The sequence below is a fragment of the Rhodococcus sp. 320_ES genome (genome assembly GCF_059691855.1).
In genome coordinates this window covers 83223-107413 of the sequence record NZ_JCAWAG010000006.1, presented here as the reverse complement: position 1 = coordinate 107413, position 24191 = coordinate 83223, and the positions used below count along the sequence as shown (strand labels likewise).

General features: G+C 67.2%; 22 protein-coding genes. 10 read left to right on the top strand and 12 right to left on the bottom strand.

Going from position 1 to position 24191, the window contains the following annotated elements:
* Positions 1–23: 23 nt before the first annotated feature.
* Positions 24–1463: an MFS transporter gene (locus AC59JP_RS21060; protein ID WP_497327779.1), complete on the bottom strand. Its 1440-nt coding sequence runs from the start codon at positions 1461–1463 to the stop codon at positions 24–26.
* 149 nt (positions 1464–1612) lie between these two features.
* Between AC59JP_RS21060 and AC59JP_RS21055 the strand changes: the two genes are divergently transcribed.
* Positions 1613–1768: a hypothetical protein gene (locus AC59JP_RS21055; protein WP_497327778.1), complete on the top strand. Its 156-nt coding sequence runs from the start codon at positions 1613–1615 to the stop codon at positions 1766–1768.
* On the opposite strand, the gene AC59JP_RS21050 is transcribed toward AC59JP_RS21055, so the two are convergent.
* The 4 genes from AC59JP_RS21050 to AC59JP_RS21035 all read right to left on the bottom strand — a co-directional run bounded on the left by AC59JP_RS21050 (position 1747) and on the right by AC59JP_RS21035 (position 5448).
* Positions 1747–2130: a DUF3054 domain-containing protein gene (locus AC59JP_RS21050; protein ID WP_497327777.1), complete on the bottom strand. Its 384-nt coding sequence runs from the start codon at positions 2128–2130 to the stop codon at positions 1747–1749. The two genes, AC59JP_RS21055 and AC59JP_RS21050, sit on opposite strands and share 22 nt — an antisense overlap.
* A gap of 111 nt (positions 2131–2241) precedes the next feature.
* Positions 2242–2793: a YceI family protein gene (locus AC59JP_RS21045; protein ID WP_497327776.1), complete on the bottom strand. Its 552-nt coding sequence runs from the start codon at positions 2791–2793 to the stop codon at positions 2242–2244.
* A gap of 70 nt (positions 2794–2863) precedes the next feature.
* The gene (locus AC59JP_RS21040) at positions 2864–3907 is read right to left on the bottom strand and encodes a lysylphosphatidylglycerol synthase transmembrane domain-containing protein (protein ID WP_497327929.1); all 1044 of its coding nucleotides are present in this window, start codon (positions 3905–3907) and stop codon (positions 2864–2866) included.
* A gap of 83 nt (positions 3908–3990) precedes the next feature.
* The gene (locus tag AC59JP_RS21035) at positions 3991–5448 is read right to left on the bottom strand and encodes an adenylate/guanylate cyclase domain-containing protein (RefSeq protein ID WP_497327928.1); all 1458 of its coding nucleotides are present in this window, start codon (positions 5446–5448) and stop codon (positions 3991–3993) included.
* A 223-nt stretch (positions 5449–5671) separates the two neighbouring features.
* Between AC59JP_RS21035 and AC59JP_RS21030 the strand changes: the two genes are divergently transcribed.
* The 5 genes from AC59JP_RS21030 (at position 5672) to AC59JP_RS21010 (ending at position 11241) form a co-directional block, all read left to right on the top strand.
* Positions 5672–6835 (top strand): AI-2E family transporter, encoded by a 1164-nt coding sequence (locus AC59JP_RS21030; RefSeq protein ID WP_497327927.1) that lies wholly within the window; start codon positions 5672–5674, stop codon positions 6833–6835.
* Complete coding sequence (macS, locus tag AC59JP_RS21025; RefSeq protein ID WP_497327775.1) at positions 6819–7952, top strand: MacS family sensor histidine kinase; 1134 nt, start codon at positions 6819–6821, stop codon at positions 7950–7952. The genes AC59JP_RS21030 and macS overlap by 17 nt, the downstream gene beginning before the upstream one ends.
* On the top strand, positions 7919–8590 hold the full coding sequence (locus AC59JP_RS21020; protein WP_497327774.1) for a response regulator: 672 nt from the start codon (positions 7919–7921) through the stop codon (positions 8588–8590). Before macS ends, AC59JP_RS21020 begins: the two co-directional genes overlap by 34 nt.
* A 38-nt stretch (positions 8591–8628) precedes the next feature.
* Entirely contained in the window at positions 8629–9222 is a 594-nt protein-coding gene (locus tag AC59JP_RS21015; protein WP_497327773.1) for a DUF1707 SHOCT-like domain-containing protein, read from the top strand.
* Positions 9223–9405: 183 nt separating this feature from the next.
* On the top strand, positions 9406–11241 hold the full coding sequence (locus AC59JP_RS21010) for a DUF2339 domain-containing protein (RefSeq protein ID WP_497327772.1): 1836 nt from the start codon (positions 9406–9408) through the stop codon (positions 11239–11241).
* On the opposite strand, the gene AC59JP_RS21005 is transcribed toward AC59JP_RS21010, so the two are convergent.
* Genes AC59JP_RS21005 through trmB form a run of 3 tightly spaced genes read right to left on the bottom strand, consistent with a single transcriptional unit; the run spans position 11207 to position 15984 of the window.
* A complete protein-coding gene (locus AC59JP_RS21005; protein ID WP_497327771.1) occupies positions 11207–14566 on the bottom strand; it encodes an MMPL family transporter in 3360 nt (1119 codons plus the stop codon). The two genes, AC59JP_RS21010 and AC59JP_RS21005, sit on opposite strands and share 35 nt — an antisense overlap.
* On the bottom strand, positions 14567–15247 hold the full coding sequence (locus AC59JP_RS21000) for an NYN domain-containing protein (protein ID WP_497327770.1): 681 nt from the start codon (positions 15245–15247) through the stop codon (positions 14567–14569).
* A complete protein-coding gene (trmB, locus tag AC59JP_RS20995) occupies positions 15244–15984 on the bottom strand; it encodes a tRNA (guanosine(46)-N7)-methyltransferase TrmB (protein WP_497327769.1) in 741 nt (246 codons plus the stop codon). Before trmB ends, AC59JP_RS21000 begins: the two co-directional genes overlap by 4 nt.
* 123 nt (positions 15985–16107) lie before the next feature.
* Here trmB and AC59JP_RS20990 point away from each other — a divergent pair, with 123 nt between their 5' ends.
* From AC59JP_RS20990 to AC59JP_RS20975, 4 genes are all read left to right on the top strand, one after another.
* Entirely contained in the window at positions 16108–16689 is a 582-nt protein-coding gene (locus AC59JP_RS20990) for a hypothetical protein (protein ID WP_497327768.1), read from the top strand.
* Positions 16686–18188 carry a hypothetical protein gene (locus AC59JP_RS20985; RefSeq protein WP_497327767.1) on the top strand — a complete coding sequence of 501 codons (1503 nt, stop codon included), beginning with the start codon at positions 16686–16688 and terminating at the stop codon, positions 18186–18188. Before AC59JP_RS20990 ends, AC59JP_RS20985 begins: the two co-directional genes overlap by 4 nt.
* Before the next feature lie 24 nt (positions 18189–18212).
* Positions 18213–18512: a DUF6802 family protein gene (locus tag AC59JP_RS20980; protein WP_497327766.1), complete on the top strand. Its 300-nt coding sequence runs from the start codon at positions 18213–18215 to the stop codon at positions 18510–18512.
* 213 nt (positions 18513–18725) lie between these two features.
* Positions 18726–20552 (top strand): phosphoenolpyruvate carboxykinase (GTP), encoded by a 1827-nt coding sequence (locus AC59JP_RS20975; RefSeq protein WP_497327765.1) that lies wholly within the window; start codon positions 18726–18728, stop codon positions 20550–20552.
* A 100-nt stretch (positions 20553–20652) separates the two neighbouring features.
* Here AC59JP_RS20975 and AC59JP_RS20970 read toward each other — a convergent pair whose 3' ends face one another.
* From AC59JP_RS20970 to AC59JP_RS20955, 4 genes are read right to left on the bottom strand one after another with little or no spacing between them, the layout of a single operon-like run.
* On the bottom strand, positions 20653–21561 hold the full coding sequence (locus AC59JP_RS20970; RefSeq protein WP_497327764.1) for a cation diffusion facilitator family transporter: 909 nt from the start codon (positions 21559–21561) through the stop codon (positions 20653–20655).
* On the bottom strand, positions 21561–22457 hold the full coding sequence (locus AC59JP_RS20965) for an ROK family protein (RefSeq protein ID WP_497327763.1): 897 nt from the start codon (positions 22455–22457) through the stop codon (positions 21561–21563). The genes AC59JP_RS20970 and AC59JP_RS20965 overlap by 1 nt, the downstream gene beginning before the upstream one ends.
* Positions 22458–22461: 4 nt before the next feature.
* Positions 22462–23220 carry a class I SAM-dependent methyltransferase gene (locus tag AC59JP_RS20960; RefSeq protein ID WP_497327762.1) on the bottom strand — a complete coding sequence of 253 codons (759 nt, stop codon included), beginning with the start codon at positions 23218–23220 and terminating at the stop codon, positions 22462–22464.
* Positions 23221–23277: 57 nt separating this feature from the next.
* Positions 23278–24096, bottom strand: coding sequence for a class I SAM-dependent methyltransferase (locus AC59JP_RS20955; RefSeq protein ID WP_497327761.1), 819 nt, complete (start codon positions 24094–24096; stop codon positions 23278–23280).
* Positions 24097–24191 lie beyond the last annotated feature (95 nt).

Genomic DNA, 24191 nt, shown 5'->3' with positions numbered 1-24191 from the left:
GCCTCCCTACTTTTGCTACGGCGTCAGTGTAAATTCTGGTGCTCGGTCTCGGCAGCAGGAACGATCACGCCGCTACTTCTCTTCTGCTGCAAAGTGGTTGCACACACGATCGCTCCGGCCGCTGCGATCAGGGCGGCCACGAACAGGGAAACCTGCACGCCGTCCACCAATTGGGTCGCGGAACCACCGGGCAACATCGACTCCGCGGGGAGGAACGCGCCGAGACCGGCTACACCGACGGCGATTCCGCTCTGCCGGAAGGCGTCGTTGATGCCGGCGGCCAAGCCGGAATGGTGGGCGGTGCCCTCACCCAGAACAAGCCCGCTCATGACGGGATTGAACACCCCGGCACCGATGCAGGCGACCACGAATCCCGGAATCAACGTATAGGGCGACCCGTCTACGTCGACGACCGTCATCATGAGAAGTCCCACTGAGACGAGTATCAGCGAGACCGTCAACGACAACGCCACCGGAATTCGACCGTCCAGTCTTGCGGTGAGTCCCGCCACGACGAACATGGCCACCGTCGCCGGGAGGTATACCAACCCGGCGTCGATCGGGGACAGACCATGCACATTCTGCAGGTAGACGGTGGTGTAAACGAACACGGCGAACAGGGATGCGGAGATTGCGAACGCGGCGACCTGGGCTCCGGCGAACGGGCGGTTCGCGAGCAGATGCGGCGGAAGCATCGCGTCCGGCGTGTTGCGCTCGTGCATGCAGAATGCGACGAGAGTGACCGCCGCGACGCCCAGGGCGAGGAGGGTTGTCGGCTCCGTCCACCCGGCCTCGTTGCCGTGCAGCAGTCCGTAGACCAGGCCCGCCAATCCCGCCGACACGAGCACCTGACCGGGCACATCTGCTCCGCGGGGGCGGGGATCGCGTGATTCGGGAACCCACACGAGGGTGGCGACGAAAGTCAGGAGTCCGATCGGAATGTTGATCAGAAACACTGCGCGCCAATCGAACACCTCGGTGAGCACTCCGCCGACGAGTGGTCCGACTGCGAAGGCGCCGCCGATCGTGGCCCCGTACGCGGCCAGCGCCGTCGCTCGAGCAGGGCCCATCTCGAACACGTCGGCGAGAAGCGCCAGCGAGCACGCGAACAGCAGTGCGCCGCCGACTCCTTGTGCGGCGCGGGCGATGTCGAGGATCACGATGGTCGGTGCGAGCGCACACGACAAGGACGTGACCGTGAATGTCGCTATGCCGATGAGGAACACCCGTTTGCGGCCGCGGCGATCGGCCCACGAGCCGGCGCTGAGTACCACGGTGGCAAGGGCGAGGGTGTACGCGTCGACGACCCACTTCAGAGCACTGACGCCCGAGTTCAGATCGGCCGCGATGGAGGGCAGGGCGGTGTTGACCACCGCGATGTCGAGCATGAGCATGGCCGTCGTCACGCAGACGACAGCGAGAGTTGCGCGCCGTACGGCTGCGCTTTTCGGCGTGATGAGCATGGAGGGTCCTGGTGGTTCGAAGGAACGATGCTCGATCACGATGGGAGTTGGGTCTTGGTCGACTCTTGGATGTCGTCAGGACTCGACGAAAGATCGGAGTCCGCTTTGTCTGGTTGCGGGCAGCCGATGGAGAGTGCACAGTCGTGTCGGTGCCCCTCAGCCTGGTTCTGCAGTCGATCTGCATTCTCGTGCTGATCGGGCTCGCCACCATGCTGATGCTGGTGGGTGCCTACGGATCGGGCGCGGTCTGCGGACTGGCCGGACTCGGGTGGTTCTGGAAGGTCTACCGCGCGGTCGAGGACTGACGCTTCGCCACGAACCGCGCGACCGCTCGCCAGCCGAGCAGGAACAGCGCGGTGAAGACGGACGCAACGATGATGAAGCTGACCTCGGTGCCCTGACCGGACACGACGCGCAGCACCATGCCGACCACCACGGTGGACACCCACACGAGCACGCCCGTCGGAACCAGGGCGAACCCGTCGAACTTGTTGCGGTACAGGGCGATTGTGGCCAGCCATCCGGCGGCCAGTCCGGCGAGGAAGGGCCATGCCGTGCTCGCGATGCCGCCGACGGTCAATCCCTCGGCGTGGCTGCTGCGCCCGATCACGCAGAAGGCGAGGACGACGACGACGTCGACGGCCAGGGCGCGGGCAGTTCTGGTCACCGGGCCAGGATAGCCGGGCGCTAACGAGCGGTGATCACGGCCAAACTGTTCGGAAAATAGCATTTCACCAACAATTCGACCGTGATCACCGCAGAACAACGACGGTGCAGATCAGGCCTGCAGGCCCGCCTCGATCTCGAGGAGCAGGTTGATCTTGTCGCCGACGACCGCGCCGCCGCCTTCGAGGGGCATGTCGATGGAGATGCCGAAGTCCTTGCGGTTGATGGTCGTGGTGGCTTCGAAGCCGGCGACCGGTCCGTTGCCCATTCCGGCGTTGACGCCGAGGAACTCGAGCTTCAGCTCGACCTCGTTGGTGACGCCGTGGAGGGTGAAGTCGCCGGTCAGGACGTAGTCGCTGCCGCTCTCGCGCACGGAGGTGGAGGTGAAGGTGGCCTTCGGGAACTTCTCGATCTCGAAGAAGTCGGCCGACTTGAGGTGGCCGTCACGCTGCGCGTTGTCGGTGGTGATGGAGGCGACGTCGATCTCGGCGGTGACGGAGGGGGTGCCGTCCTCGGCGACGGTGATCGCGCCGGAGAAGTCCTGGAAACGGCCGCGGACCTTGCTGACCATCAGGTGGCGGACGGTGAAGCCGACGGTGGAGTGGACGGGGTCGATCGTCCAGGTTCCGGCTTTCAGGGACGGGAGTGCAACGGCGGTGGTCATGGGGGCTCCTTGGTTCGGGCTCGACTTGAAACTTCAATGTCACCCTACATAACCGGACCCCGGTCCGCATCTATTCCCGGCGCGCCTGTCCGAGTCGAAGTTCCTGCTGTTCCATGGCGAGATCGAAGTGCAGATCTTCGTGCTGATGCTTCCGGAAGAGGACGGCGAACACGATCCACCCGACTATCGCCACCAGGATGAAACTCACCACCCGGTAGACGAGCGCAGCCGCGACGGCCTGGGATGCGCTGATGCTGGCGGCCGTCGTCAGGGCGGCGATCAGCGTCGCGTCGACGAACACCAGTCCGCCCGGCGCCCCGGGGATGGAGCCGACGGCCTTGCCCGCACTGAAGGCGATCAGCAGGCCCGACCAGCGCGGATCGGCGCCGACGGCGTAGCAGGCCAGACCCAGGCAGGCGACGTCGGCCAGGCGGTGCACGGCGGAGAATCCGACGGCCACCAGGGCGTTCCGTTTGCTCAACGAGACCGACTGGATCTGGTCGACGATCTCGTCCACCTTGTCCATTCCTGCGTCGGCAGGCTTGTGGCGCAGGGCGTTCACCTTGCGCACGCCCCACCGGGCGGCGCCGGTGATCGACTGCGGGTGCGCGCGAACGTATCGAGCCAGCGCGATCAGCGCGATCACCGCAGCGATCGGGAGGACCAATGTGTACGCGTTGGTCGTTCCGCCGACCAGCAGCGCGCCGCCGACGCCCAGCGCCGCGAGACCGCAGGCGGCGATGACACCCGAGAAGGCCAACTGCCAGGACGCGACGACGGGGGTGGCGCCCCAGCGCCTCGTCTGGCGATAGGTGAAGGCCGTGGAAAAGACCTGTCCTGCAGGCAGAGTCACCGACATCGCGGTGCTCCCGTACACGACCGACAGCGATTTGCTCTGGCTCACACGGACTCCGCCGGCCAGCAGCAGTCGCTGCTGCACCCGAGCGAAAGCGGAGAGAGAAATCGCCTGCGCCACAACGCAAGCGAGAAGGAAGCCCCACTCGATGTCGGACAGGGCTTTCCAGGACTCGTGCAGACGCGGCCAGAGGTAGACGCCCTCACCGACCAGCAGCGCCACGAGCGCGATCGCGCCGACCCATTTCAGCCACCGCATGCGGTTGGACGGCCCAGCAGTGTCCGCGGGAGGGACTGCTTCCGGCTCGGACACCTGATCAGAGTAACCGGCGCATTCGTCGATCAGGACGGGTAATCGACCGGCCACGCCAGCTGAGTGGACCGCCGGCGCCCCCGGAGCTGCACCTGCTCGCCCAACTCCCAGCAGCCCTGCTCGTGTTCCTCGGCGAAATACAGCGCCGAGGTCGACGCCAACACCCGGCTCGGGCGGAACTTGGCCAGTTCGGTCAGGCGCGACGCTTCGTTGACCGGATCGCCGATCACCGTGTACTCGAATCGTTCGGACGCGCCGATGTTTCCGGCCACCGCCAATCCGGCCGACACCCCGATACCGATGTCCAGTCCGTCGATGTCGGCGAGCGCGAACCGCAGTTCCCGCGCCGCCGACAGGGCCGCGGTGGGAGCGTCCGGCCGGTCGAGCGGCGCACCGAAGATGGCAAGCGCGGCGTCGCCGACGAATTTGTTGACGAATCCGTGATGGCGGTCGACCACGTCGACCACCACGCGGAAGAACTCGTTCAGCAGGTCCACGACCTCCGACGGCGGTCGTTCGGACGCGGCCGCTGTCGATCCGACCATGTCGACGAACAGGACTGCGACGAATCTGGTCTCGCCGCCCAGTTCGGTTCCGAACTGCAATGCCCGCCGCGCCACGTCCTCGCCGACGTGCTGGCCGAACAGCTCCCGCAGCACCCGACGTTCGGACGCGTCTTCCATCATTCGGTTGAACCCGACCTGCAACCGGCCGATCTCGCTGCCGTCGAAGACCTCGACCTGAATTTCGGTCTCACCCCGGGCTACCCGCTCGATGGCTCTGCGGAGCTGCTTGATGGGGTCGGAGATCTGGCTCGCCGTGAGCATGGACAGCGCGAACGCCTGCACGATGGCCATGACGCACAGCAGGATGATCGCGATGGCCAGAGAGTTGGGGGAGAACACCAGGTCGGTGGTCAGCTGTGTCGCGCACAGCAGCACGATGCCGATCACGGGGATGAGCGTGCCGAGTCCCCACGTCATTGCCATGCGGGTACCGACGCCGGGGGTGAAGGTGCGGTCGAATCGCCCCTCGCTGAGTGCCTGCGCCGCCACCGGGCGCAGGATCCGCTCGCCCAGCATGTAGGTGAACCCGAAGGTGATGGCGGCGGCCATGGCCACGGTGACGATCACGGCCACCGCCAGTGAGGGCATCTCCTGGACCGTCAACAGCACGAAGATGATGCCGCCGACGAACCACAGCACCAGATTGACGATCGCCTGGCGCAACGGCGCATGCAGCGCGGCCATCTGTTCGGCTCGCGTGGGCGCGCCGCCGCGCAGTTGCCACGTGATGACGTTCTTGAGCATGTACGCCGCCGTGCCGACGCTCACCGCACCCGCGAACGCGAGATAGATGCCGAAGATGACGATGTTGCGAGTTCGGTCCTCCACCACGGAGGCCTGCTCGGGAATGGGAAGTCCGTACCGGACGAACGCGAAAACCAGAACTGCGCCGAAGAAGTTGGCCAACAACGTGGACCCCAGGTACAGCGGCCACCGACTTCGCAGGGTCATCGACACCGCACGCAGGAGGACGAGCACGTCGATGAACTTACCGGTGAATCCGCGGCCCGGGCGCAAGCTGTGTGCAACTCGATCACACACAATCGAAAACGGTTAGGCTCCGTCGGTGACAGGCAACGGTTCGGCGGACGACGCAAGCGCCGCAAGGGTCTACGCCGAGAGCGGTCGGCATCCCGCCGATTCGGTGCATCCGATCGTCCGTATCGGTGCCGAGTGGACGTGGCGACTGCTCGTCCTGGCGGCTGGTGTGGCTGTTCTCGCCTTCATGGTCGCCAAGCTCGACACCGTCCTCATTCCCATCGGACTGGCGCTGCTCGGCTCGGGTCTGCTCTCGCCCCTCGTCGACTGGATGCACCGGCGGGGAATCCCGCGGGTCATCGCCGTCGTGGTGGCTCTCCTGGGCAGCATCGGCGTCGTCGCGGGCATTCTCACGTTCGTGGTGCAGCAGTTCGTCGAGGGCGTGCCACAGCTCGGAGACCAGTTCACGACGAGTATTCAGTCGGTACAGAACTGGTTGACCGACGGCCCGTTCCACTTCAGCGAAGACCAGATCAGATCTGCGGGCGACTCCGTCGTTCGGGCAATCCAGTCCAACCAGGAAGCGTTGACGAGCGGCGCTCTCACGACCGCCGCCGTGATCGGGGAAATCTTCACGGGCCTGGCGCTCATGCTCTTCACCCTGATCTTCTTCCTGTACGGCGGAAACCAGATCTGGCAGTTCGTCACTCGGCTCGCCCCGACACCGGCGCGTCGCCGGATCCGTATCGCGGGAATCCAGGCCTTCACCTCGCTCGTCGGCTACATTCGCGCCACCGTGGCCGTCGCCGCGGTCGACGCGATCGGCATCGGTGCCGGTCTCGCCATCCTCGGTGTGCCACTGGCCCTTCCGCTCGCATCGTTGGTCTTCATCGGTGCGTTCATCCCCATCGTCGGTGCGTTGCTCACCGGCTTCGTCGCGGTCTTCATCGCCCTTGTCACGAAGGGCCTGATCACCGCCGTCATCGCGCTCGCGGTCGTCGTCGGGGTGATGCAGGTCGAAGGGCACGTGTTGCAGCCGCTCTTCCTCGGACGTGCGGTGCGACTGCACCCCCTGGCCGTGGTCGTCGCCATCGCCACCGGAATCGTGTTGGCGGGCATCATCGGTGGCCTGCTGGCGGTCCCGATCGTGGCGATGGTGAACACCGCGGTCCGGTCGTTGATGGCCGACGATCCGGAAGCCGCGTACGAGGGCATCGACGCGTCGGAACCGATGTTCCCGGCCGACCCCGACAGCCCACACCCGTCGACGGGCATGCTCGAGGCGGGAACGATCACCCCGGCGACGTCCAAAGATGACCCCGTCGACTGACGACCCCGACGCCCCACTGTGGCGGGCCGCGAGCGCTTTTCGGCTCGTGACCGTGATGTACGCCGTGGGATTTCAGCTCGTCGTGGCCGAGAGCTACCGGTCCACCCGGCTGAGCTGGGTGCTGGTCTCGTTGGTCGTCGTGTGGTCCGGTCTCGCGGGCACTCTGTTGCTCAGGCGGTCGAACCGGGTGCCGGTCGTCGTGGCCGATCAAGTGGTGGTGTTGGCCGCCATGGCATCGACCCGGCTGGTCGCCGGCCCGGAGTGGTACTCCGTGCACCAGGTGCTGCCCACCACTCTCTGGGTCACGAACGCCGTCGTGTCCGCGGCGATCCTGTGGGGTCCGGCGGCCGGAATCGGATCCGGCGCACTCATGTCCGTCGGCGTCGCGGTCACCAAAGGTGAACTCAGCGTCGACCTTTGGCGCGACGCGACCGCACCGATCCTGCTCACGGTGGGACTCGCCCTCGGCGTCGCCTCGCGAGCGGCCAAGCGGGGACGCGAACAACTCGAGCGCGCCATCGGACTCGCCGCCGCCACGGCCGAGCGGGAACGACTGGCCCGTGAAGTGCACGACGGGGTTCTGCAGGTGCTGGCGATGGTGAAGCGTCGCGGCTCCGAAATAGGCGGCGACGCACTCGAACTCGCCACGATGGCCGGTCAACAGGAGATCGCGCTCCGCACCCTCATCTCCGAATCCCGCACGCCCGCACGCGAGGACGGACCGCTCGTCGACCTGCGACCCGCCCTGCAGTCCATGGAGTCGGTGACCGTCTCGGTGTCCACGCCCGGAGAACCGGTCCTCGTCGCGCGCGGCGTCGCCGACGAAGTGCAGGCCGCAACCCGCAGTGCCCTCGACAACGTCGACCGACACGCCGGTCCGGGGGCACGCGCCTTCGTGCTGGTCGAGGAGCTGCCGGAGACGATCGTCGTCAGTGTCCGAGACGACGGCGTCGGCATCGCAGCCGGACGGATCGCCGATGCGGAGAGCGAGGGAAGAATGGGTGTGTCCAAGTCGATCATCGGGCGGATCCGGTCGGTGGGAGGCACGGCCGCCGTCGAATCCTGGCCCGGTGACGGCACCGAATGGGAGTTTCGAATTCCGAGGGGGCAGGGATGACGATTCGCGTCATGGTCGTCGACGACCACCCGATGTGGCGTGACGGCGTCGCACGAGACCTCACTGCCCGCGGCTTCGAGGTGGTGGCCACGGCGGACGCGGTGGCGTCGGCCACCCGCCGAGCCGCGGCGACGCGTCCGTCCGTCGTGCTGATGGACATGGAGTTGCCCGACGGCAACGGCGCCCAGGCCACCGCTGCCGTTCTGGAGGTCTCACCGCAGTCGCGGGTGCTGATTCTGTCGGCGTCCGCCGAGCGCGACGACGTGCTCGACGCCGTGAAGGCCGGGGCGACGGGCTATCTCGTGAAAAGTGCGTCCGCGGAGGAACTGGTGGCCGCGGTCGAGGCGACCGACGCCGGGCAAGCGGTGTTCACACCCGGTCTCGCCGGGCTCGTACTCGGGGAATACCGGCGCATCGCCGCCGGGCCGGACGCGGGACCCGCCTCGCCCACTCTCACCGAACGCGAGACCGACGTGCTGCGTCTGGTCGCGAAGGGGTTGAGCGCCAAGCAGATTGCCACACGCCTGACGCTCAGCCACCGCACCGTCGAGAACCATGTGCAGGCGACGCTTCGCAAGCTTCAACTGGCGAACCGCGTCGAGCTCACGAGGTACGCGATAGAACGTGGCATCGAGTAGACCCGTCGGTATTCTGGCAGCGTCGGTATTCTGGAAGCATGGATGCGAAGGATCTGCGCGTCAGCGACGCCGAGCGTGAACACGTCGGCGGTCTCCTCCAGCGAGCCGTCGGGCAGGGCATGCTCTCGCTCGGCGAGTTCACCGAGCGGATGGACACCGCGATGGCCGCCAAGACTCGCGGTGAGCTGAATTCCGTCCTGGTCGATCTCCCCGGTATGCAGATCGCAGACAGTGAACTGCCGCAGCAGGTTTCGCCCACTCCGAGTGCGCCCGTCTCGATCACCGGCACCATGTCGACCACCCACCGCAAAGGTGAATGGCACGTGCCGTCTCATCTGCAGGTGAAGACCAAGATGTCGACCACGACCCTGGACTTCACGGCCGCGCACCTCGACGCGCAGGTCGTGGAAATCGACGTCGACGACTTCTGCAGCACTCTCACGTTGGTGGTGCCGGACGACGCCACCGTCGACATGAACAGCCTCGAAACCGTCGGCGGCACCGCGAGCAACTCGGTGAAGACCGGGCCGCCGCGGGGACGAGTGCACGTCGTGGTGCGCGGGAAGTCGAGGTTCGGGACCGTGAAGGCAAAGCATCCCATCGGGTCGGTGTTCAAAAAGATGGGGTTCTGAGGCTGCAATTGGCGGTGCCCGGCGTTGGGGCACCTCGGATCGTCTCCGGCGCCCGCAATCGGCGCTGCCCGACGCAAATCGGGGTGCCTGAGCTGCGGTAGAGCCCCCGCACGACGAAAACCCCCGGCCCACTCGAGTAGCACTACTCATCCGCCGGCCTTCGGATGAGCCGACGATCGATGCATGACATCACCGCAGATCGACCCCCGCCTCGTCCACGTCCTCTCCAGCGAAGTCGTCGCCCTGCAGCAGCACCTGCACAAGGTGGGCTCCGACCTCGAAACGCTGCGCAATCAGCTGACGTTCGCACCCCCGCGACCCGTGCAACAGCAGATGCCCATGCAGCCCATGCCGATGCAGCCCATGCCGATGCAGCAGATGCCCGCGCAGCCCATGCCCGTCCAGCAGCGACCGCCCTACCGGCCTCCCGCCCCGCCGCCCCCACGCGAGCCGTGGTGGCAGCGCGACGGCATGGTCAGCCGTATCCTCGCGATCGCCGGCACCGCCGTCACCCTCGTGGGCGTCGTGATGCTTCTGGTGCTCGCCATCAACGCCGGCTGGTTCGGGGCGGTGCCTCGCGTGGTCGGCGGTGCGGTCCTGTGTGGTGCGTTGATCGTTGCCGGCCACCGGATGATCTCGCGGCCCGGCGGCAGAGTCGGTGCGATCGCCTTGGCCGCAACAGGTTTCGCCGGTCTGTATCTCGACGTCGCTGCGGTGACCGTGATCTACCAGTGGACGGCACCCATCGTCGGCGCGATCGTCGGGCTCGGCGTCGCGGCGGTCGGCGTCGGCGTCGCGATCGCGTGGAATTCCGAACGTCTCGCTGTGATCGTCACGATCGGCGCGGCCGTTCTGGCTCCCGTCGTCACCGGTGAGCTGTCGCTCACGCTGCTCGTCTTCCTCTTCGTTCTGCAGGTGGCGGCAGCGCCCGTCGACATCGATCGCGACTGGCCGTTGCTCCGCGCTGCGCGCACCGTGCCGGTCGTGGGCGCACTCTTCCTCGCGACGTTCGCTGCGTCGTTCACCAGCGCCGGAACCGCCAAGCGCTTTCAACTGCTCGCTCTCGCCGTGGCCGTTCTCGCCGTCGCGGTGACCTCGTCGGTCGTCGTTCTGCGTCGCCACGCCGACGTCGTGGCGCTTGCCGTCCTGGCCACCGTGTGGCTGCCGGTTCTTGTTATCGCCACGCTGTTCGGACCGCGCATCGCTGCAACGATCGACGTCGCCGTGATCGTCGCTGCCGCCGCCGTCGCCTACGGATCTCGCCGCATCGATGCGCCCGTTCGCACGATCCTCGCCATGATCGCGGGACTCGCTGCGCTGCAGGCATGTTCGCAGATCACGGTCGACAGTGCTCGTACCGTCGCGTTGCTCGCGATCGCGGTCGCTCTGATGGTGGCCGCGCACCGCTCGGCATCGGAGGCGGCGTGGTGGACCGGTGCCGCATTCGGTGTGATCGGTGCCGTCGACCTGTCCTCGTCGACACCGGTGGCAGCGTTGATCGACAGCTCGTTCGCCGACGAGCTGAGCTGGGGCTCGGTGCTCGCCTCGCTGATGCTGGTGGCCTTCTCCCTGGCCGCGACGCTCTCCTCGACCGCACCGGAGTCTCTTCGCCCGTTGCGTGAACACATCGTGATCGCAGGTTCGTTGGTCGGCCTCTACGCGGTGAGCGCGGCCGTGGTCTCGTCCGGCGTCCTTCTCGGCGGAGATACGACCGGTTTCGTTGCCGGACACTGCGTTTCGACGGTGATCTGGATGGCGGGGGCCGCTGGTCTCCTGCTCCGCGGGTTGTCGAGCCGCGACCATGCGCACGCTCTGCTGACCAGCGGCCTACTTCTCGCCGGCGCGGCGACCGCCAAACTGTTCCTCTTCGATCTGGTCGCTCTCGACGGAATTGCCCGCGCGGCAGCGTTCATCGTCGTGGGAGTCATGTTGCTCGCCACGGGAACCCGTTATGCGCGTGCGTTCGCCGAGCGGCAGACGCCCGTCAGGACCGACGCTGACGCGCCAGCAACTCGCTGACGCTGATGGCCTGGCCGGAGCGTCCGCCGTGGCGTCCACTGCCGGTGTCGTCGTCGGAACCCTGCTCGGGTTCCGCACGGCGGCGCCGGCCGCCGGTTTCCCGCGGTGGCGGCGTCTGGGTGAGCGACGGTGCCGAGGTGGGCGGTGGTGTCGGGGTGGGCGGGGGTGTCGGGGTGGGCGGGGGTGTCGGCTCGGGTGCCGGCTCCGGCTCGGGAGCCGGCTGCGGTTCCACGACGGGCCGCGCCTCGGACACGGGACGGCGCTCGGGGCGTGGCTCGGGACGCCGCTCGGGCCGTAGCTCGGGAAGGGGCTCCGGAACCGGATCGGTGAGCGGGTCCGGACGGGCAGGCGTCGTACGTGCCGGTGTGGGTCGCGCTCGAGGCACCGAAGGCGCTTCCGGAACCGAAGGCGCAGGTGTTGGAGGCGCAGGTGGCGGCGCGGGAGCCGAAGGCGCAGAGGGAGTTTCGGACCGATACGTCGGCTGCGCACGACGTCGAGGTGCCGGAGGCTCGGCTGCCGGCTGAGCAGGAGGTGCGTCTACAGGAGCATCTGCCGAACCATTACGGACCTCGTCCGGCGTCCGCGTCGGCGGTCGACGCAGCTCTGCGAACCACTGGTCCATCGAGTTGTTGTCGCGCTCCATCGCAGGCTCGGGCCGTCGCACCGGTCGCGAGGCGGGAACCGGTCGCACGGGAGCACCGTTGCCGGTCCCGTTGCCCGTTCCATTGCCATTGCCGTTGCTGCTGCCATTGCCGTTGCCGTTGCTGGTGCCGTTTTCGACGTCGTTACGACCGACCTCCGGCCGTCGGGGCTCCGCCTCCGGCTTCTTCGCCGTGGGGGAGCGGAGCTCGGCGAGCCAGCTCTCGATCGGCCGCGGTTCCGGTGCGCCCGGGTGATCCGACTGCGGACGGTCGGACTCGGCGCGCACCGCGGGGCGTCGACGGTTCGGCTCGGACGAAACGGGGGTGGGCGCGGGAACCTCGTCACCGGGGGCAACCGCGGGTCGACCGGTCGCGGACCGTCGCGGCTCCTCGACGCGGCTGACCCGCTTGGGTGCACCGGCGCTGGGCCGAACGGCAGCCACGTGGGGTGCGATACGCGGAATCGGGGTCGTGAGCGGTTCGCTCCCGCTTCCCGCGAACATGGGAACGCCGCTTACGGCCAGCTCGGGCACGTCGTCGGGCATCAGTTCGGCCTCGAGGACCGGCTCGCCGAGGCCCATCTTCTCCTGGATGCGCTTCATCCATGCCGGCGCCCACCAGCAGTCGTCGCCGAGCATCTTCATGATCGACGGGACGAGGAACATGCGAATCAGCGTGGCGTCGATGACGAGCGCGGCGATCATGCCGTAGGCGATGTACTTCATCATCACGAGATCGGAGAACGCGAACGCGCCGGTCACGACGATCAGGATGAGCGCCGCCGCAGTGATGATGCGGCCGGTGTGGGAGGTGCCGACGCGGATGGCCTCGGACGTGCTGGCGCCGCGTGCCCGCGCTTCGACCATGCGGGAGAGCAGGAACACCTCGTAGTCCGTGGACAGTCCGAAGATGATGGCGATGATCAACACGAGGATCGGCGCCATGATCGGGCCGGGGCTGAAGTCGAGGAGTCCCGCGCCGTTGCCGTCGATGAAGATCCACGTGAGGATGCCCAACGTCGCGCCCAGGCCCAACGTCGTCATCAAGATGGCCTTGATCGGTAGCACCAGGGAACCGAACGTCAGGAACATCAAGAGCGTGACGATCAGGACCACCAGCACGGCCATCAGCGGTAGCCGATCGACCAGCGCCGCGATGCTGTCCTGTTCCAGCGTCGGGGTACCGCCGACGGACATGGTGACGCCGTCGGGGACGTCGAGCGAGCGGATATACTCGATGGCCGGCTTGGAGTCGTTGCGGTCGACCAGGCCGGCGGACAGGACCGCCACCCCGTTCTGGTTCTGTGTGAGCGCGAACTTGTCGACGAGACCGGGTGCGTTGGACGCCTCGCGGAGCAACGTGCCGATCTGCGGTCCCTGTGCGTTCTGCAGGACGATCTTGAGCGGCTCGGTGCGGTACGACGGGAAGTTCGCGTCGAACTCGTTCTGCGCGACGCGGGTCGGGTTGTCCGGCGGGAGGTACGACTCGTTGATGCCGCCGAACTTGATGTTGCCCACCGGCAGGGTGAGGAGCAGCAGGCCCAGCACGATGGGCACGGCAACCTTGAGCGGGTTGCGCATGACCCAGCGAGTGAGTCGACCCCACGGACCGTTCTCGATCTCCTCGGACGACTTGGTCTTGCGCATGAACTTGAATCCGAGCGCGTCGACGCGGGGGCCGAGGATCGCGAGAATCGCCGGGAGAACCGTGATCGAGGTCAGGGCGGCGAGGGCGACGGTGGCGATGGCGCCGAACGCCACCGACTTGAGGAAGCCCTGCGGAAACAGCAGCAGACCGCCGAGGCTCGCGACGATCATCGTGGCCGAGAAGACGACCGTGCGGCCCGCGGTCATCACCGAGCGGCGAACGGCCTGTTTCGTGGAGTAGCCGTCGCCCAGTTCCTCGCGGAAGCGACTGACGATGAAGAGGCCGTAGTCGATCGCCAGACCGAGGCCGACGAGAGAGACCACGGGCGCGACAAAGGTGTTGACCTCGAAGAAGTTGGTGATGAAGCGAACGACGCCGTTCGCCGCGACGACGGTCAGACCGCCGATGATCAGGGGGAGCGCCGCGGCGACGATGCCGCCGAAGATGAAGAAGAGCAGTACGCCGACCACGGGGATTGCGAGGAGTTCCATGCGGTGGACGTCGCTGGCGAGCGTGTCGTTCAGAGCGCCCGCGATGGGTTGGAGACCGGCCAGCTGCACGTCGACGCCATCGATGGCGAACGCGTTCTTGACGTCGCGGAAGTTCGATGCGAGCTCGGTGTCGTTGTTTCCGACGATCGCGAAGGTGGCGATGGCCTTGGTCTTGTCCGGCGTCGCCAGTGCGGGAAGTTTTCCGGTGAAGTAGCTCGCGTTGATCTTGGCGATCTGGTCCGGATGGTCCGCGACCAGCTTGTTCTGCGCGGCTGCGACCGTGTCGTAGAACGGTTGGCTGTCGACGGTCTGACCGGCAGGGGCGGTATAGAGCGCGACGACGTCACCGTTGGCATCGCGGCCGAAGGTGCCGTCGGCGAGCTTGGCCGCACGAACGGATTCGGACCCCGGATCGTCGAAGCCGCTCTGACTGAGGTGGTCGTTCAGGCTCAACCCGTAGCCGGCGAGGCCCAGCAGGAGAGCAACCATCACACCGATCACCGTGAACCGGAGTCGATAGACGAGGTCTCCCCAGCGTGCGAACACTTACGACACTCCCTGACGCCCGACGAGCAGTGCGGACAGTGGACGGAACGGTTGCAGCCAGGCGCCCTCGTCCGGGAGGGTGTCGAGGCTCACGCGCGGCAGCGGCTCACGGAAGACGCCGGTGATGTCCTCGAGATCGACGAACTCGAGGGTGTCCGACGACACCGCCCAGCTCGCGTGCTCCCGGAATCCGAGAACCTGCACCGGCACACCCGTCGCCGCGATGGCTTCCAGCGGTTCCCGGAACGCCTGTCCGTCGGCGGACGCCACCATGACACCGGCCAGACCGGTGAGCCGGCGCGCCTCGATGTGGGCGAGCATGTCGGAGTCGACGTCGCTGTCCTCGTCGATCTTGGGCTTGGCGAAGACCGCGAAGCCCACGTTCCGCAACGCCTCGACCCACGGCCGGACGACGTCGGCGCTGCCCTGGGCGATGTTGGTGAACACCGTCGCCTCGGGCTCGAGGATTCCGGTGTGCGCCTCGGAGAGTTGCGCTGTCCGCGCAAGCAGCCACCGGCCCAGCGCGTCGAAGCGTGGGCGGTAGGCAGCCGTCGGGCGACCGCCGAGGATCGCGCCGAGGCCCATGTCGAGGTTCGGTGCGTCCCAGACGAGAAGGACTCGTTTGGCCTGCCCGGAGCCGTCGATCTCGCCCGCTCCGACAATGTCCTGCGTGACGGTCATGACTCGATCTTCCCCCACACCCAGTCTCTGACGGTGCTCCCCACCTGCTGAGCTTTCTGCTCGAACTTGGTGACGGGACGTTCGAGGCCGATGGGAGAGCGATGCGCGTCGATCAAGGTCAGTGCGGGCTCGGCGTTTCCGGTCTCGTCGATCCACTCGGCGTAATCGGCGTGATCGGTGGCGACGTGCAGCACGCCACCGGTCTTCAACCGGCTCGCGATCAGCGAGAAGGTGGTGGCGCTGAGCAGTCGGCGCTTGTGGTGACGGGCCTTGGGCCAGGGATCGGGGAAGAAGACGCGCACACCGGTCAGCGACTGCGGCTCGACCATGTTCTCGAGCACGTCCACCGCGTCGCCGCGAAGAACCCGCACGTTGGGGATCGATTCGCGTTCGATCTGTTGCAGCAGCTGGGCCAGACCGGGGCGGTAGACCTCGATGGCCACGAGGTTCGTGTCGGGTTCGGCGAGGGCCATGGCAGCGGTCGCGGTTCCGGTTCCGGAACCGATCTCGAGAACCACGGGAGCGCTGCGGCCGAACCACGCGTCCGGGTTCAGCGGTTCGTCGGCCACGTCGCGTCCCACGGTGGGCCACATGCGGTCCCACGAGGCCTGCTGCGGCTCGGTGAGTGCGCCGCGCCGCGACCGGAAACTCGTCACGCGGGGATGCAGGCGTGACGGAGCCGCGGGACTGCCGGAGATCGCAGAGGCGGGCTCGTTCATCGGTCCATTGTCGCGCATGAGCGCGCCGACGCACACACGAGCCTGAAGTAGTGGTCGAGACTTTGGGGCACGACGGAACACTACTGCACCTGTTTGTGCGGACTATGTGAGAATTTTCGCCGATCGAACGGGGGGTTCGAAATGCGCGAGGCACTGGCCCGGGTGGAGTCCGCGGCCGTCGGGAGGCCCGGTGGGGAACGGGTCCAGCGGTCGATCGCCCGGTGGTCGTCTCCGCCCCGCATCGCCGTCGCGGGGCGACCGGGTGTCGGCAAGTCCGCCGTCGTCGACGCGCTCGGTCCGATCCGTGAGCTCACGCCCATCGAGGTGCACGGCGTGGACTCGCCCGACGTGCCGGATGCGAGGCTCGACGCCGACCTTCTCTTCTACGTGATCGTGAAACTTCCCCACCCGGCCGATCTCGAAGCCCTGGCCGGACGACGGAGCGCCGATACTGTCGTCGTCCTCGCGAAGGCCGACACACTCGCCGACCGAGACGAAGCCGCGGCGCGGGCGAGAGCGGCAACATCGCTGCCGGTGGTCGCGATCGACACGCGCAACGAGGTGGACGCGTCGAGCCTGCGCGCGGTCGGTGATGCCGCCGTCGAGCGTCTTGCCGACGAACGGTCACGGCTTTTGATCGCCGAACTCGAAGCCGCCGCGGCCGCCGAACCGTCCGTGCGCGAAGCGGTCGAAACGTTTCTCCGAGACCGGCCCCGACCGTGACCGCCGTCGTCGGAACCGAGTTCTCCCGCGTCCTGACCCGGTGGAACCCGTCGGGAATCACGCGGTTGCGCGCGGCGCTCGACCACCCGGACCCGCACCCGCGAGTGCGGATCGTCGCCGATCACGGAGTCGACGTCGACGGCGTCCTGACTCGCCTCGGTGACTTCGCCCCCGACTGTGAGGCCCCCGACTGTGAGGCCCCCGACGGTCACTCGGACGCCTCGCCCGCCGGCATCGCCCTCGTGCTTCTCGACGCGTCGGCCCCCATCGGGCGTGCCATGTTGACTCGGCTGCGCCGGCTGCCGGACTCGACGCGGGTGGTGACCGTGCTCGACGGCATCGACCGTCACCATGACTGGGACGTCGTCGCCGCTCGCAACCGGGCGCTGCTCGAACAGCACGTGCCGCGGCTGGCGTCGGTCCCGATGAGGCCCGTCGCGTCGCTCCGGGTCGACCAGCGCTCCGAGATCGTGACCGACCTTGCGTCCGCGACCGCCGGCACGGCAGCCGAGTGGACCTCGCGCAACCTGCTGTGCCTGGTGGACGAGGTGGTCGGCGACGCCCGCCGCTCGCTTGCTGCGCATGCCCGCGCTGCGGAGGGAGAGGCGGATCTTGCCGCAGGGCGAGCGGAGAGAGCCGACCTGATCGCGGAACGTGCACGAGCGGCCGGAGATCGAAACAGCGACGTGCGCAGTCGAATCCAGCGTGTACGGCTGGACGTGCTGCACGACGTCGGCGCGGAGATCAGGGCGCTGTCCACGGCTGCGACCCATGCGATCGACCGCGCCGGGCCCGCGGCCATGCGGACATTCCCGACCGATTTCGCTCGCGAGATCGACTCCGCCGCGGCGCGATTGGATCGGTCGGTGCGAGACAGGCTGGACTCCGTCCGCCACGAGATCGAGGGGCCCGACGCTCCGCCCGCCGTCACCGGGGTCATGGTCGCGCCCACCGACGTCGAGAGCGTCTCCGTCACACGCGCCGGCGGCGCCGACCTGTGGTTGGCCGGTCTTCTCGGCCTGTCCGCGGGCGCAGGACTCGCGCGCGTGCTCGGTGCCGTGTTGTCTCCTGCTGTGCTGTCGTCTGCCGGGTTGTCGCCGACGCCGGCGCTGTCGTGGATTCTGACGGTGGTTCTCGCGCTCACCGTCGCAGGTGCGATCGTCGCCGTGCGGCGCCGAGCGTCCGACCGCGCAGCCTTGCGGCGGTGGGCCACCGAGATCGTCGCGGACGTGCGACCGCGATGGGAGCAGTCCGTTGTGTCGGCACTTCTCGATGCCGAAGCCGCCATCACCGCGTCGACCGCAGCGCAGTCGCGCGAGCGCGTGGCGGAGGTGGATCGCCGGCTGGCCGCCCTCGACGACCGCCTGCGCACCGGCGCCGCCGCGATCGCCGGTCGCAATGCGGCCTACGAGCGTGATCTCGCCGCGCTGGAGCGGGGTGCGGACGCAGTTCGGCGATCGGTGGAACCGCGGGAAGCGCAGCTGCGTCCAATTATGTGAATGCAGTCTCGACGGAGGTAAGCAATGGTGGCCGATTTCTCGGATCCGATGGGTCCCCCGACTCACGTCGACGTGGTCGATCCACACACGGATGCGAACGGCGACGGGGTCCTGGACACGGTGGTCGTGCACGCCGGATCACCGCTGAGCGCGGTGTTGCACGACTTTCTGGACGACCACTCGGTTGCCGTCGTTTCCGACTTCGACGGGGACGGCCGCGCAGATCACCTCACGACGTTCGAGGACGACGGTGGATACGCGTCGTGGCAGCTCACATCGGGTGACGACCCGGCGTGGACATTGACCGACAGAGGGTCGTTGTGACCGTGTGAAGTCTCATAATGTCCTGACAAAGTGCCTGGTAGAGAGGTTTCGCTGAATCGGTTTTGTGACAGATCGGACAGGCCCCGATTGTTTCATAATGTATTCACAGAGTTAATCTGAAATCCCCAAGGGCACGCTGCTCGTGTCCGCCACAGTCGTACGTATGTCCGGTTTGTGGGCGCCGCCCCGTAACTGCAGCATCAGGAGACTTTCATGACCGCGACCATCACAGGTCTCAACGGCACCGACGGCACGCCCCCCACCACACATGCGGGCCTTCTGAGCTGGATCCAGGACGTTGCCGAACTCACCCAGCCCGATCGCATCGTCTTCGCGGACGGATCGGACGAGGAGTGGGACCGCCTCACGAACCAGTTGGTCGACGCGGGCACCTTCACCCGGCTGAACGCCGACAAGAAGCCGAACTCGTTCCTCGGCAACTCCGACCCGTCGGACGTCGCCCGCGTCGAGTCGCGCACGTACATCTGCTCGAAGGAGCAGATCGACGCGGGCCCCACGAACAACTGGATGGACCCGACCGAGATGCGGACCCTGATGTCCGATCTCTACCGCGGCTCGATGCGTGGCCGCACCATGTACGTCGTCCCGTTCTGTATGGGACCGCTCGACGCCGAAGACCCGAAGCTCGGCGTGGAACTGACCGACTCGGAGTACGTCGTCGTCTCGATGCGCGTGATGACCCGCATGGGCTCCGCCGTCCTCGACAAGATGGGCACCGACGGCTTCTTCGTCAAGGCTTTGCATTCGCTCGGAGCACCGCTGGCCGAGGGCGAAGCCGACGTGCCGTGGCCGTGCAACGACACCAAGTACATCACCCACTTCCCCGAGGACCGCGAAATCTGGAGCTACGGTTCCGGATACGGCGGCAACGCCCTGCTGGGCAAGAAGTGCTACTCGCTGCGTATCGCCTCCGCGATGGCGCACGACGAGGGCTGGCTCGCCGAGCACATGCTGATCCTCAAGCTCATCTCTCCCGAGGACAAGGCGTACTACATCGCGGCGGCGTTCCCGTCCGCGTGTGGCAAGACCAACCTCGCCATGATTCAGCCGACCATCCCGGGCTGGCGCGCCGAGACCCTCGGTGACGACATCGCCTGGATGCGCTTCGGTGACGACGGCCGTCTCTACGCGGTCAACCCGGAGTACGGTTTCTTCGGCGTTGCACCCGGCACCAACTGGGACTCGAACCCCAACGCGATGAAGACGATCGATCAGGGCAACTCGGTGTTCACCAACGTCGCGCTGACCGACGACGGCGACGTGTGGTGGGAGGGACTCGAAGGAGACCCGAAGCACCTGATCGACTGGACCGGCGCGGACTGGACTCCGGACTCGGATACCCCTGCGGCACACCCGAACTCGCGATACTGCGTGCCCATGTCCCAGTGCCCGATCATGGCGCCGGAGTGGGAGGACCCGAAGGGTGTCCCGATCTCCGCGATCCTGTTCGGTGGACGACGCAAGACGACCGTCCCGCTGGTGACCGAGGCGCGCGACTGGCAGCACGGCGTGTTCATGGGCGCCACCGTCGGTTCCGAGCAGACGGCCGCCGCCGAAGGTCAGGTGGGCACCATCCGCCGCGACCCGATGGCCATGCTCCCGTTCCTCGGCTACAACGTCGGTGACTACCTGCAGCACTGGATCGAGTTGGGCAAGAGCGCCGACGAGTCCAAGCTTCCGAAGGTGTTCTACGTCAACTGGTTCCGTCGCGGCGAGGACAAGCGCTTCCTGTGGCCCGGATTCGGCGAGAACTCCCGCGTGCTGAAGTGGATCGTCGAGCGCATCGAGAACAAGGCGGCCGGCGTCGAGACCCCGGTCGGTGTCGTTCCCACCGCCGACGCGCTCGACCTCGACGGCTTGGACGTGGCCCTGGCCGATGTTCAGGAAGCGCTGACCGTCGACGTCGACGAGTGGAAGGCCGAGATCCCGAGCATCGAAGAGTGGTTCGACTTCGTCGGCGAGAAGCTCCCGACCGGCATCAAGGACGAGTTCGAGGCGCTCAAGCAGCGCCTGGGCTGAGCCTTACCTTCTGTTCCGACACAGCTGTTTTCCGACACAGGGGCACCTTCACGTCGATGGACCGACCTGAGGGTGCCCCTGAGTCATGTGTGAGGAGTGCTCAGCTCAGCGTCAACATCGCCTGGACGATGTACGGGCTCTCCTCGAGCCGCCGCTCGAGGGAATGCAGAGTCTCCGCGACGCGTGATTCCGCATAGTCGCCCTCCAGATCGACGCGGGCGACCAGGTAGACGAGGCGCGGCCCGACGTACTCCATGCGGAGAAACGACACGCTGCTGACCTCCGCGAACTCGGTGATCGTCGATTCGGCCCCCTTCCGCAGCTGCGGCGACGCCGCCTCTCCCAGCAGGAATCGCCGGTTGCGGTCGATCAGGATCACCGCGACCACCGCGAGCAGGACGCCGACGAGGATGGAACCGATGGCGTCGGGGACGGGTGATCCCGTGATCTGGTGAAGCAGGATGCCGACGAACGCGATGACCAGACCGGCCAACGCCGCGGCATCCTCGGCGAACACGGCCCGCACCGTGGGGTCGGACGTTGCCAGCGCTTGCTCCATCACGTCGCGGTGCGCGCGCTGCGCCTCGTTCTTCAGCTGCTTGTACGCCTGCCGGAACGAAATGCCTTCCAGTACGAACGCGACTGCGAGAACGACGTACGCGATCACGAAGTCGCCCGCCGGGTCGGAGTTCGAAAGTTCCTGAATGCCGTGAGTGATGGACACGCCGGCACCGAGGGCGAAAAGTCCGAGGGCAGCGAACATCGACCAGACGTATGCCTCCCGGCCGTACCCGAACGGGTGAAGGTCGTCCGGTTCGCGTCGGGACCGCGAGTTGGCGATGACCAGCAGCACCTCGTTGCCGGTGTCGGCCCAGGAATGCGCCGCTTCGGCCACCATCGATGCAGATCCGGTGAACAGTGCGGCGCCCGTCTTGGCCACGGCGACAAGTGCGTTCGCGCCGAAAGCCAGGACGACGGTGACCGTGCTCTCGTCGGTTTTCTCGGCCATCAGGCGCTCACGAGAGCCGCGGCGCCGGTGAGCGTCCCGAGGCCACCGAGTTCGGTGGGCAGAACCCGGAACTCGCGCAGAAAGTTCAGTTTCGCGTGCAGTTCCACCGACTGCAGCAGCGGATCCCACAGAGGGGGACCCGCCTCGGAGAACCCACCGCCGACGACGGCCAGCCGGATGTCCAGCAGAGCTGCGGTCGACGCTATCGCCTGGCCGATCGCTGCCCCCGCGCGTTGCAGTGCGGCGGCGGCCGCCGGGTCGCCGTCGGCCGCCGCTCGGGCGAGGGCGATGCCGTCGTCGCCCTCCCAGCCCTGCGACCGAGCCCAGCGCACGGCGTTGGGCCCGCTCGCCACGGTCTCGACGCATCCCACCCCGCCGCACGTGCAGGGTTCGGTCGACCCGGGGACCACGATGTGTCCGATGTGGCCGGCGTTGCCCGATCGGCCGGACACGATCTTTCCGTCGAGAACGATGCCGCCGCCGATGCCGGTCGAGACGGTGATGCCCACAAGGTCTGCGACGCCGCGTCCCGCGCCGAATCGGTGCTCGGCCAACGCCACACACGCGCCGTCCAGAGCCAACGTGACGGTGGCGTCGGGAAAGAGGGAGCGGACGGCGTCGACGATGGGGAAGCCCTCGTACCATTCGGCGATGTTGATGGGAGAGACGACTCCCGCGGTGGTGTCGACCGGGCCCGCCGACGCGATCCCCACGTCGGTGATCTGTGCGGCTTCGACGTTCGCAGAGGCCAACACGTCGTAGAGCAACTGCTTGCACGCGTCCCAGACGTCGGCGGTCGGTGTCGGGGTGACTTTCGGATCGATCGGGCGGCCGTTCGCACCCACCATGGCCGCCGCGAACTTCGTTCCGCCGATGTCGAGTGCGAGCGCCGTCATCCTGTCACCGTATCGCGCGCAGGACGAGAACGAGGTTGCTCACCAAGACCTCTCGCACGACGGGAACGCGGACCAGCCACCACGCCCAGCGGGGATGGTAGCGCGGAAACGCAGTGAGCAGCTCGCCGTTCGGAGTCGTTGTGGCCCAACGTAATCCATCGGATGCACCGACCGCGAACAAGGACCGCCCGTAACGGTTCTTCGGTTCGTGACCGTGTTTACGCACGTACCGACGGGCCGCGCGTTCGCCGCCGAGGAAGTGCCACGGCCCGGTTTCGTGGCCCCCGAACGGGCCCCACCACAGGGTGTACGAGAGCACGACGATGCCGCCGGGCGCGGTCACGCGCAGCATCTCCTCGCCCATCGCCCACGGGTCTCGCACGTGCTCGGCGACGTTGGACGACATGCACACGTCGACGCTCGACGTGCGGAACGGGAGTGCGGTGCCCGACCCGCGCACGCTGCCGTGGACCTCGAGGTCGGCGGCGTGCATCTCGGCCGGGTCCGGTTCGACCGAGAGGTAGCGGGCGCCGGCGCCCGCGAACGCGTCGGCGAAGTAGCCTGGCCCACCGCCGACGTCCAGAATCACCGCACCGTCGAGGGTGCGGCCGGTCGCGCCGGCGTGGACGTCGTCGATCAGCGCGGCGGTGTCGACGGCGAGATTGCCGTAGAACACGGCCGGATCGGTCTGCTCGAATCGGAAGTCGGCGGCAAGTGTCACCGATCGGCGCAGGGTGGCGCGGCGAGCGAGCCGGGCGGTCACCGATCTCTGAAACCTCGCTCCCCCCAGCACGAGGAGAACCTTAACGTGCGGGCGAACCTAGCCCTCGAAGTGCAGCACGGTCGTGCACGGGCGGAGATTGCGGAGGCCGGGAAGGTTGGACAGGACCCGGTTCGTCATGAACTTGGACATCCCGCGTGCCGGCGGAAACAGTCGCTCGGTGGCCGAGGAGACACGGGGAATCTCGCTGTCGAGTCGGCGTGCGCGCGACGTGCTCATCGAGAACGGCATCGCCGGAATGGTGTAGCGATCGCTCATCGCAATACCTTTGATCGTTTTCTTCGACACCCACGAAGGAATGGAGTCGAAAATCATTCCGCCGCCGGGGAAACGCGCCGCGCACTCCCCGATCAGAGCCAGGGCGCTCGCCTCGTCGAAGTACATCAGCAGGCCCTCGGCCGTGACGAACACCTTCTCCTCACGCGGGATGCTGTCCATCCACGCGGTGTCGAACGCGGACTCGGCCAGGTGCACGATGTCGAGTTCGTCGGGCAGCACCCGTCGCCGCAGATCCATCACGGGTTCGAGATCGATCGAGAACCACGGGTTGCGCGGACGCCCGAGCCGCCAGTAGCTCGTCTGCAAACCCTCGCCGAGTGCGACGATGGTTGCCCTCGGGTTCCGTGCCAGGAAGTCGCGGGTGGCGCGGTCGAACGTGCGCGAGCGCAGCGCGGCCGCCGGGTCCGCCTTGCCGAACTTGGACCAGTCGTAGTCGATGCTCTCGAAGATGCGTAGTGCCATAGGATCGTCGACGACGCGTCGGTCGCCACGGGCGAACGACGCGCGGTTGTACAAGGTGTAGAGGGTGGTGGACGACACGCCCTCGAGGGTGTTTCCGTCGATTCGCTGATCGAGCATGATGATCTCCATCGATCTGTCCGACAAACAAACGTTTATCGGGTAATTCGCATGGTCTCACGGCGAGGATGGGTCGGAATATCATTCAGCCGAAT

Bases quoted from the DNA above. Each gene is read 5' to 3' on its own strand.
- trmB (WP_497327769.1), bottom strand. From the start codon at position 15,984: ATGCGCGACAATGGACCGATGAACGAGCCCGCCTCTGCGATCTCCGGC.
- AC59JP_RS21045 (WP_497327776.1), bottom strand. From the start codon at position 2,793: ATGACCACCGCCGTTGCACTCCCGTCCCTGAAAGCCGGAACCTGGACG.
- AC59JP_RS20955 (WP_497327761.1), bottom strand. From the start codon at position 24,096: ATGCTCGATCAGCGAATCGACGGAAACACCCTCGAGGGCGTGTCGTCC.
- AC59JP_RS21010 (WP_497327772.1), top strand. From the start codon at position 9,406: ATGACATCACCGCAGATCGACCCCCGCCTCGTCCACGTCCTCTCCAGC.
- AC59JP_RS21020 (WP_497327774.1), top strand. From the start codon at position 7,919: ATGGGAGTTTCGAATTCCGAGGGGGCAGGGATGACGATTCGCGTCATG.
- AC59JP_RS21060 (WP_497327779.1), bottom strand. From the start codon at position 1,463: ATGCTCATCACGCCGAAAAGCGCAGCCGTACGGCGCGCAACTCTCGCT.
- AC59JP_RS20965 (WP_497327763.1), bottom strand. From the start codon at position 22,457: ATGACGGCGCTCGCACTCGACATCGGCGGAACGAAGTTCGCGGCGGCC.
- macS (WP_497327775.1), top strand. From the start codon at position 6,819: ATGACCCCGTCGACTGACGACCCCGACGCCCCACTGTGGCGGGCCGCG.
- AC59JP_RS20990 (WP_497327768.1), top strand. From the start codon at position 16,108: ATGCGCGAGGCACTGGCCCGGGTGGAGTCCGCGGCCGTCGGGAGGCCC.
- AC59JP_RS21000 (WP_497327770.1), bottom strand. From the start codon at position 15,247: ATGACCGTCACGCAGGACATTGTCGGAGCGGGCGAGATCGACGGCTCC.
- AC59JP_RS20975 (WP_497327765.1), top strand. From the start codon at position 18,726: ATGACCGCGACCATCACAGGTCTCAACGGCACCGACGGCACGCCCCCC.
- AC59JP_RS20970 (WP_497327764.1), bottom strand. From the start codon at position 21,561: ATGGCCGAGAAAACCGACGAGAGCACGGTCACCGTCGTCCTGGCTTTC.
- AC59JP_RS21040 (WP_497327929.1), bottom strand. From the start codon at position 3,907: ATGCGGTGGCTGAAATGGGTCGGCGCGATCGCGCTCGTGGCGCTGCTG.
- AC59JP_RS20980 (WP_497327766.1), top strand. From the start codon at position 18,213: ATGGTGGCCGATTTCTCGGATCCGATGGGTCCCCCGACTCACGTCGAC.
- AC59JP_RS21015 (WP_497327773.1), top strand. From the start codon at position 8,629: ATGGATGCGAAGGATCTGCGCGTCAGCGACGCCGAGCGTGAACACGTC.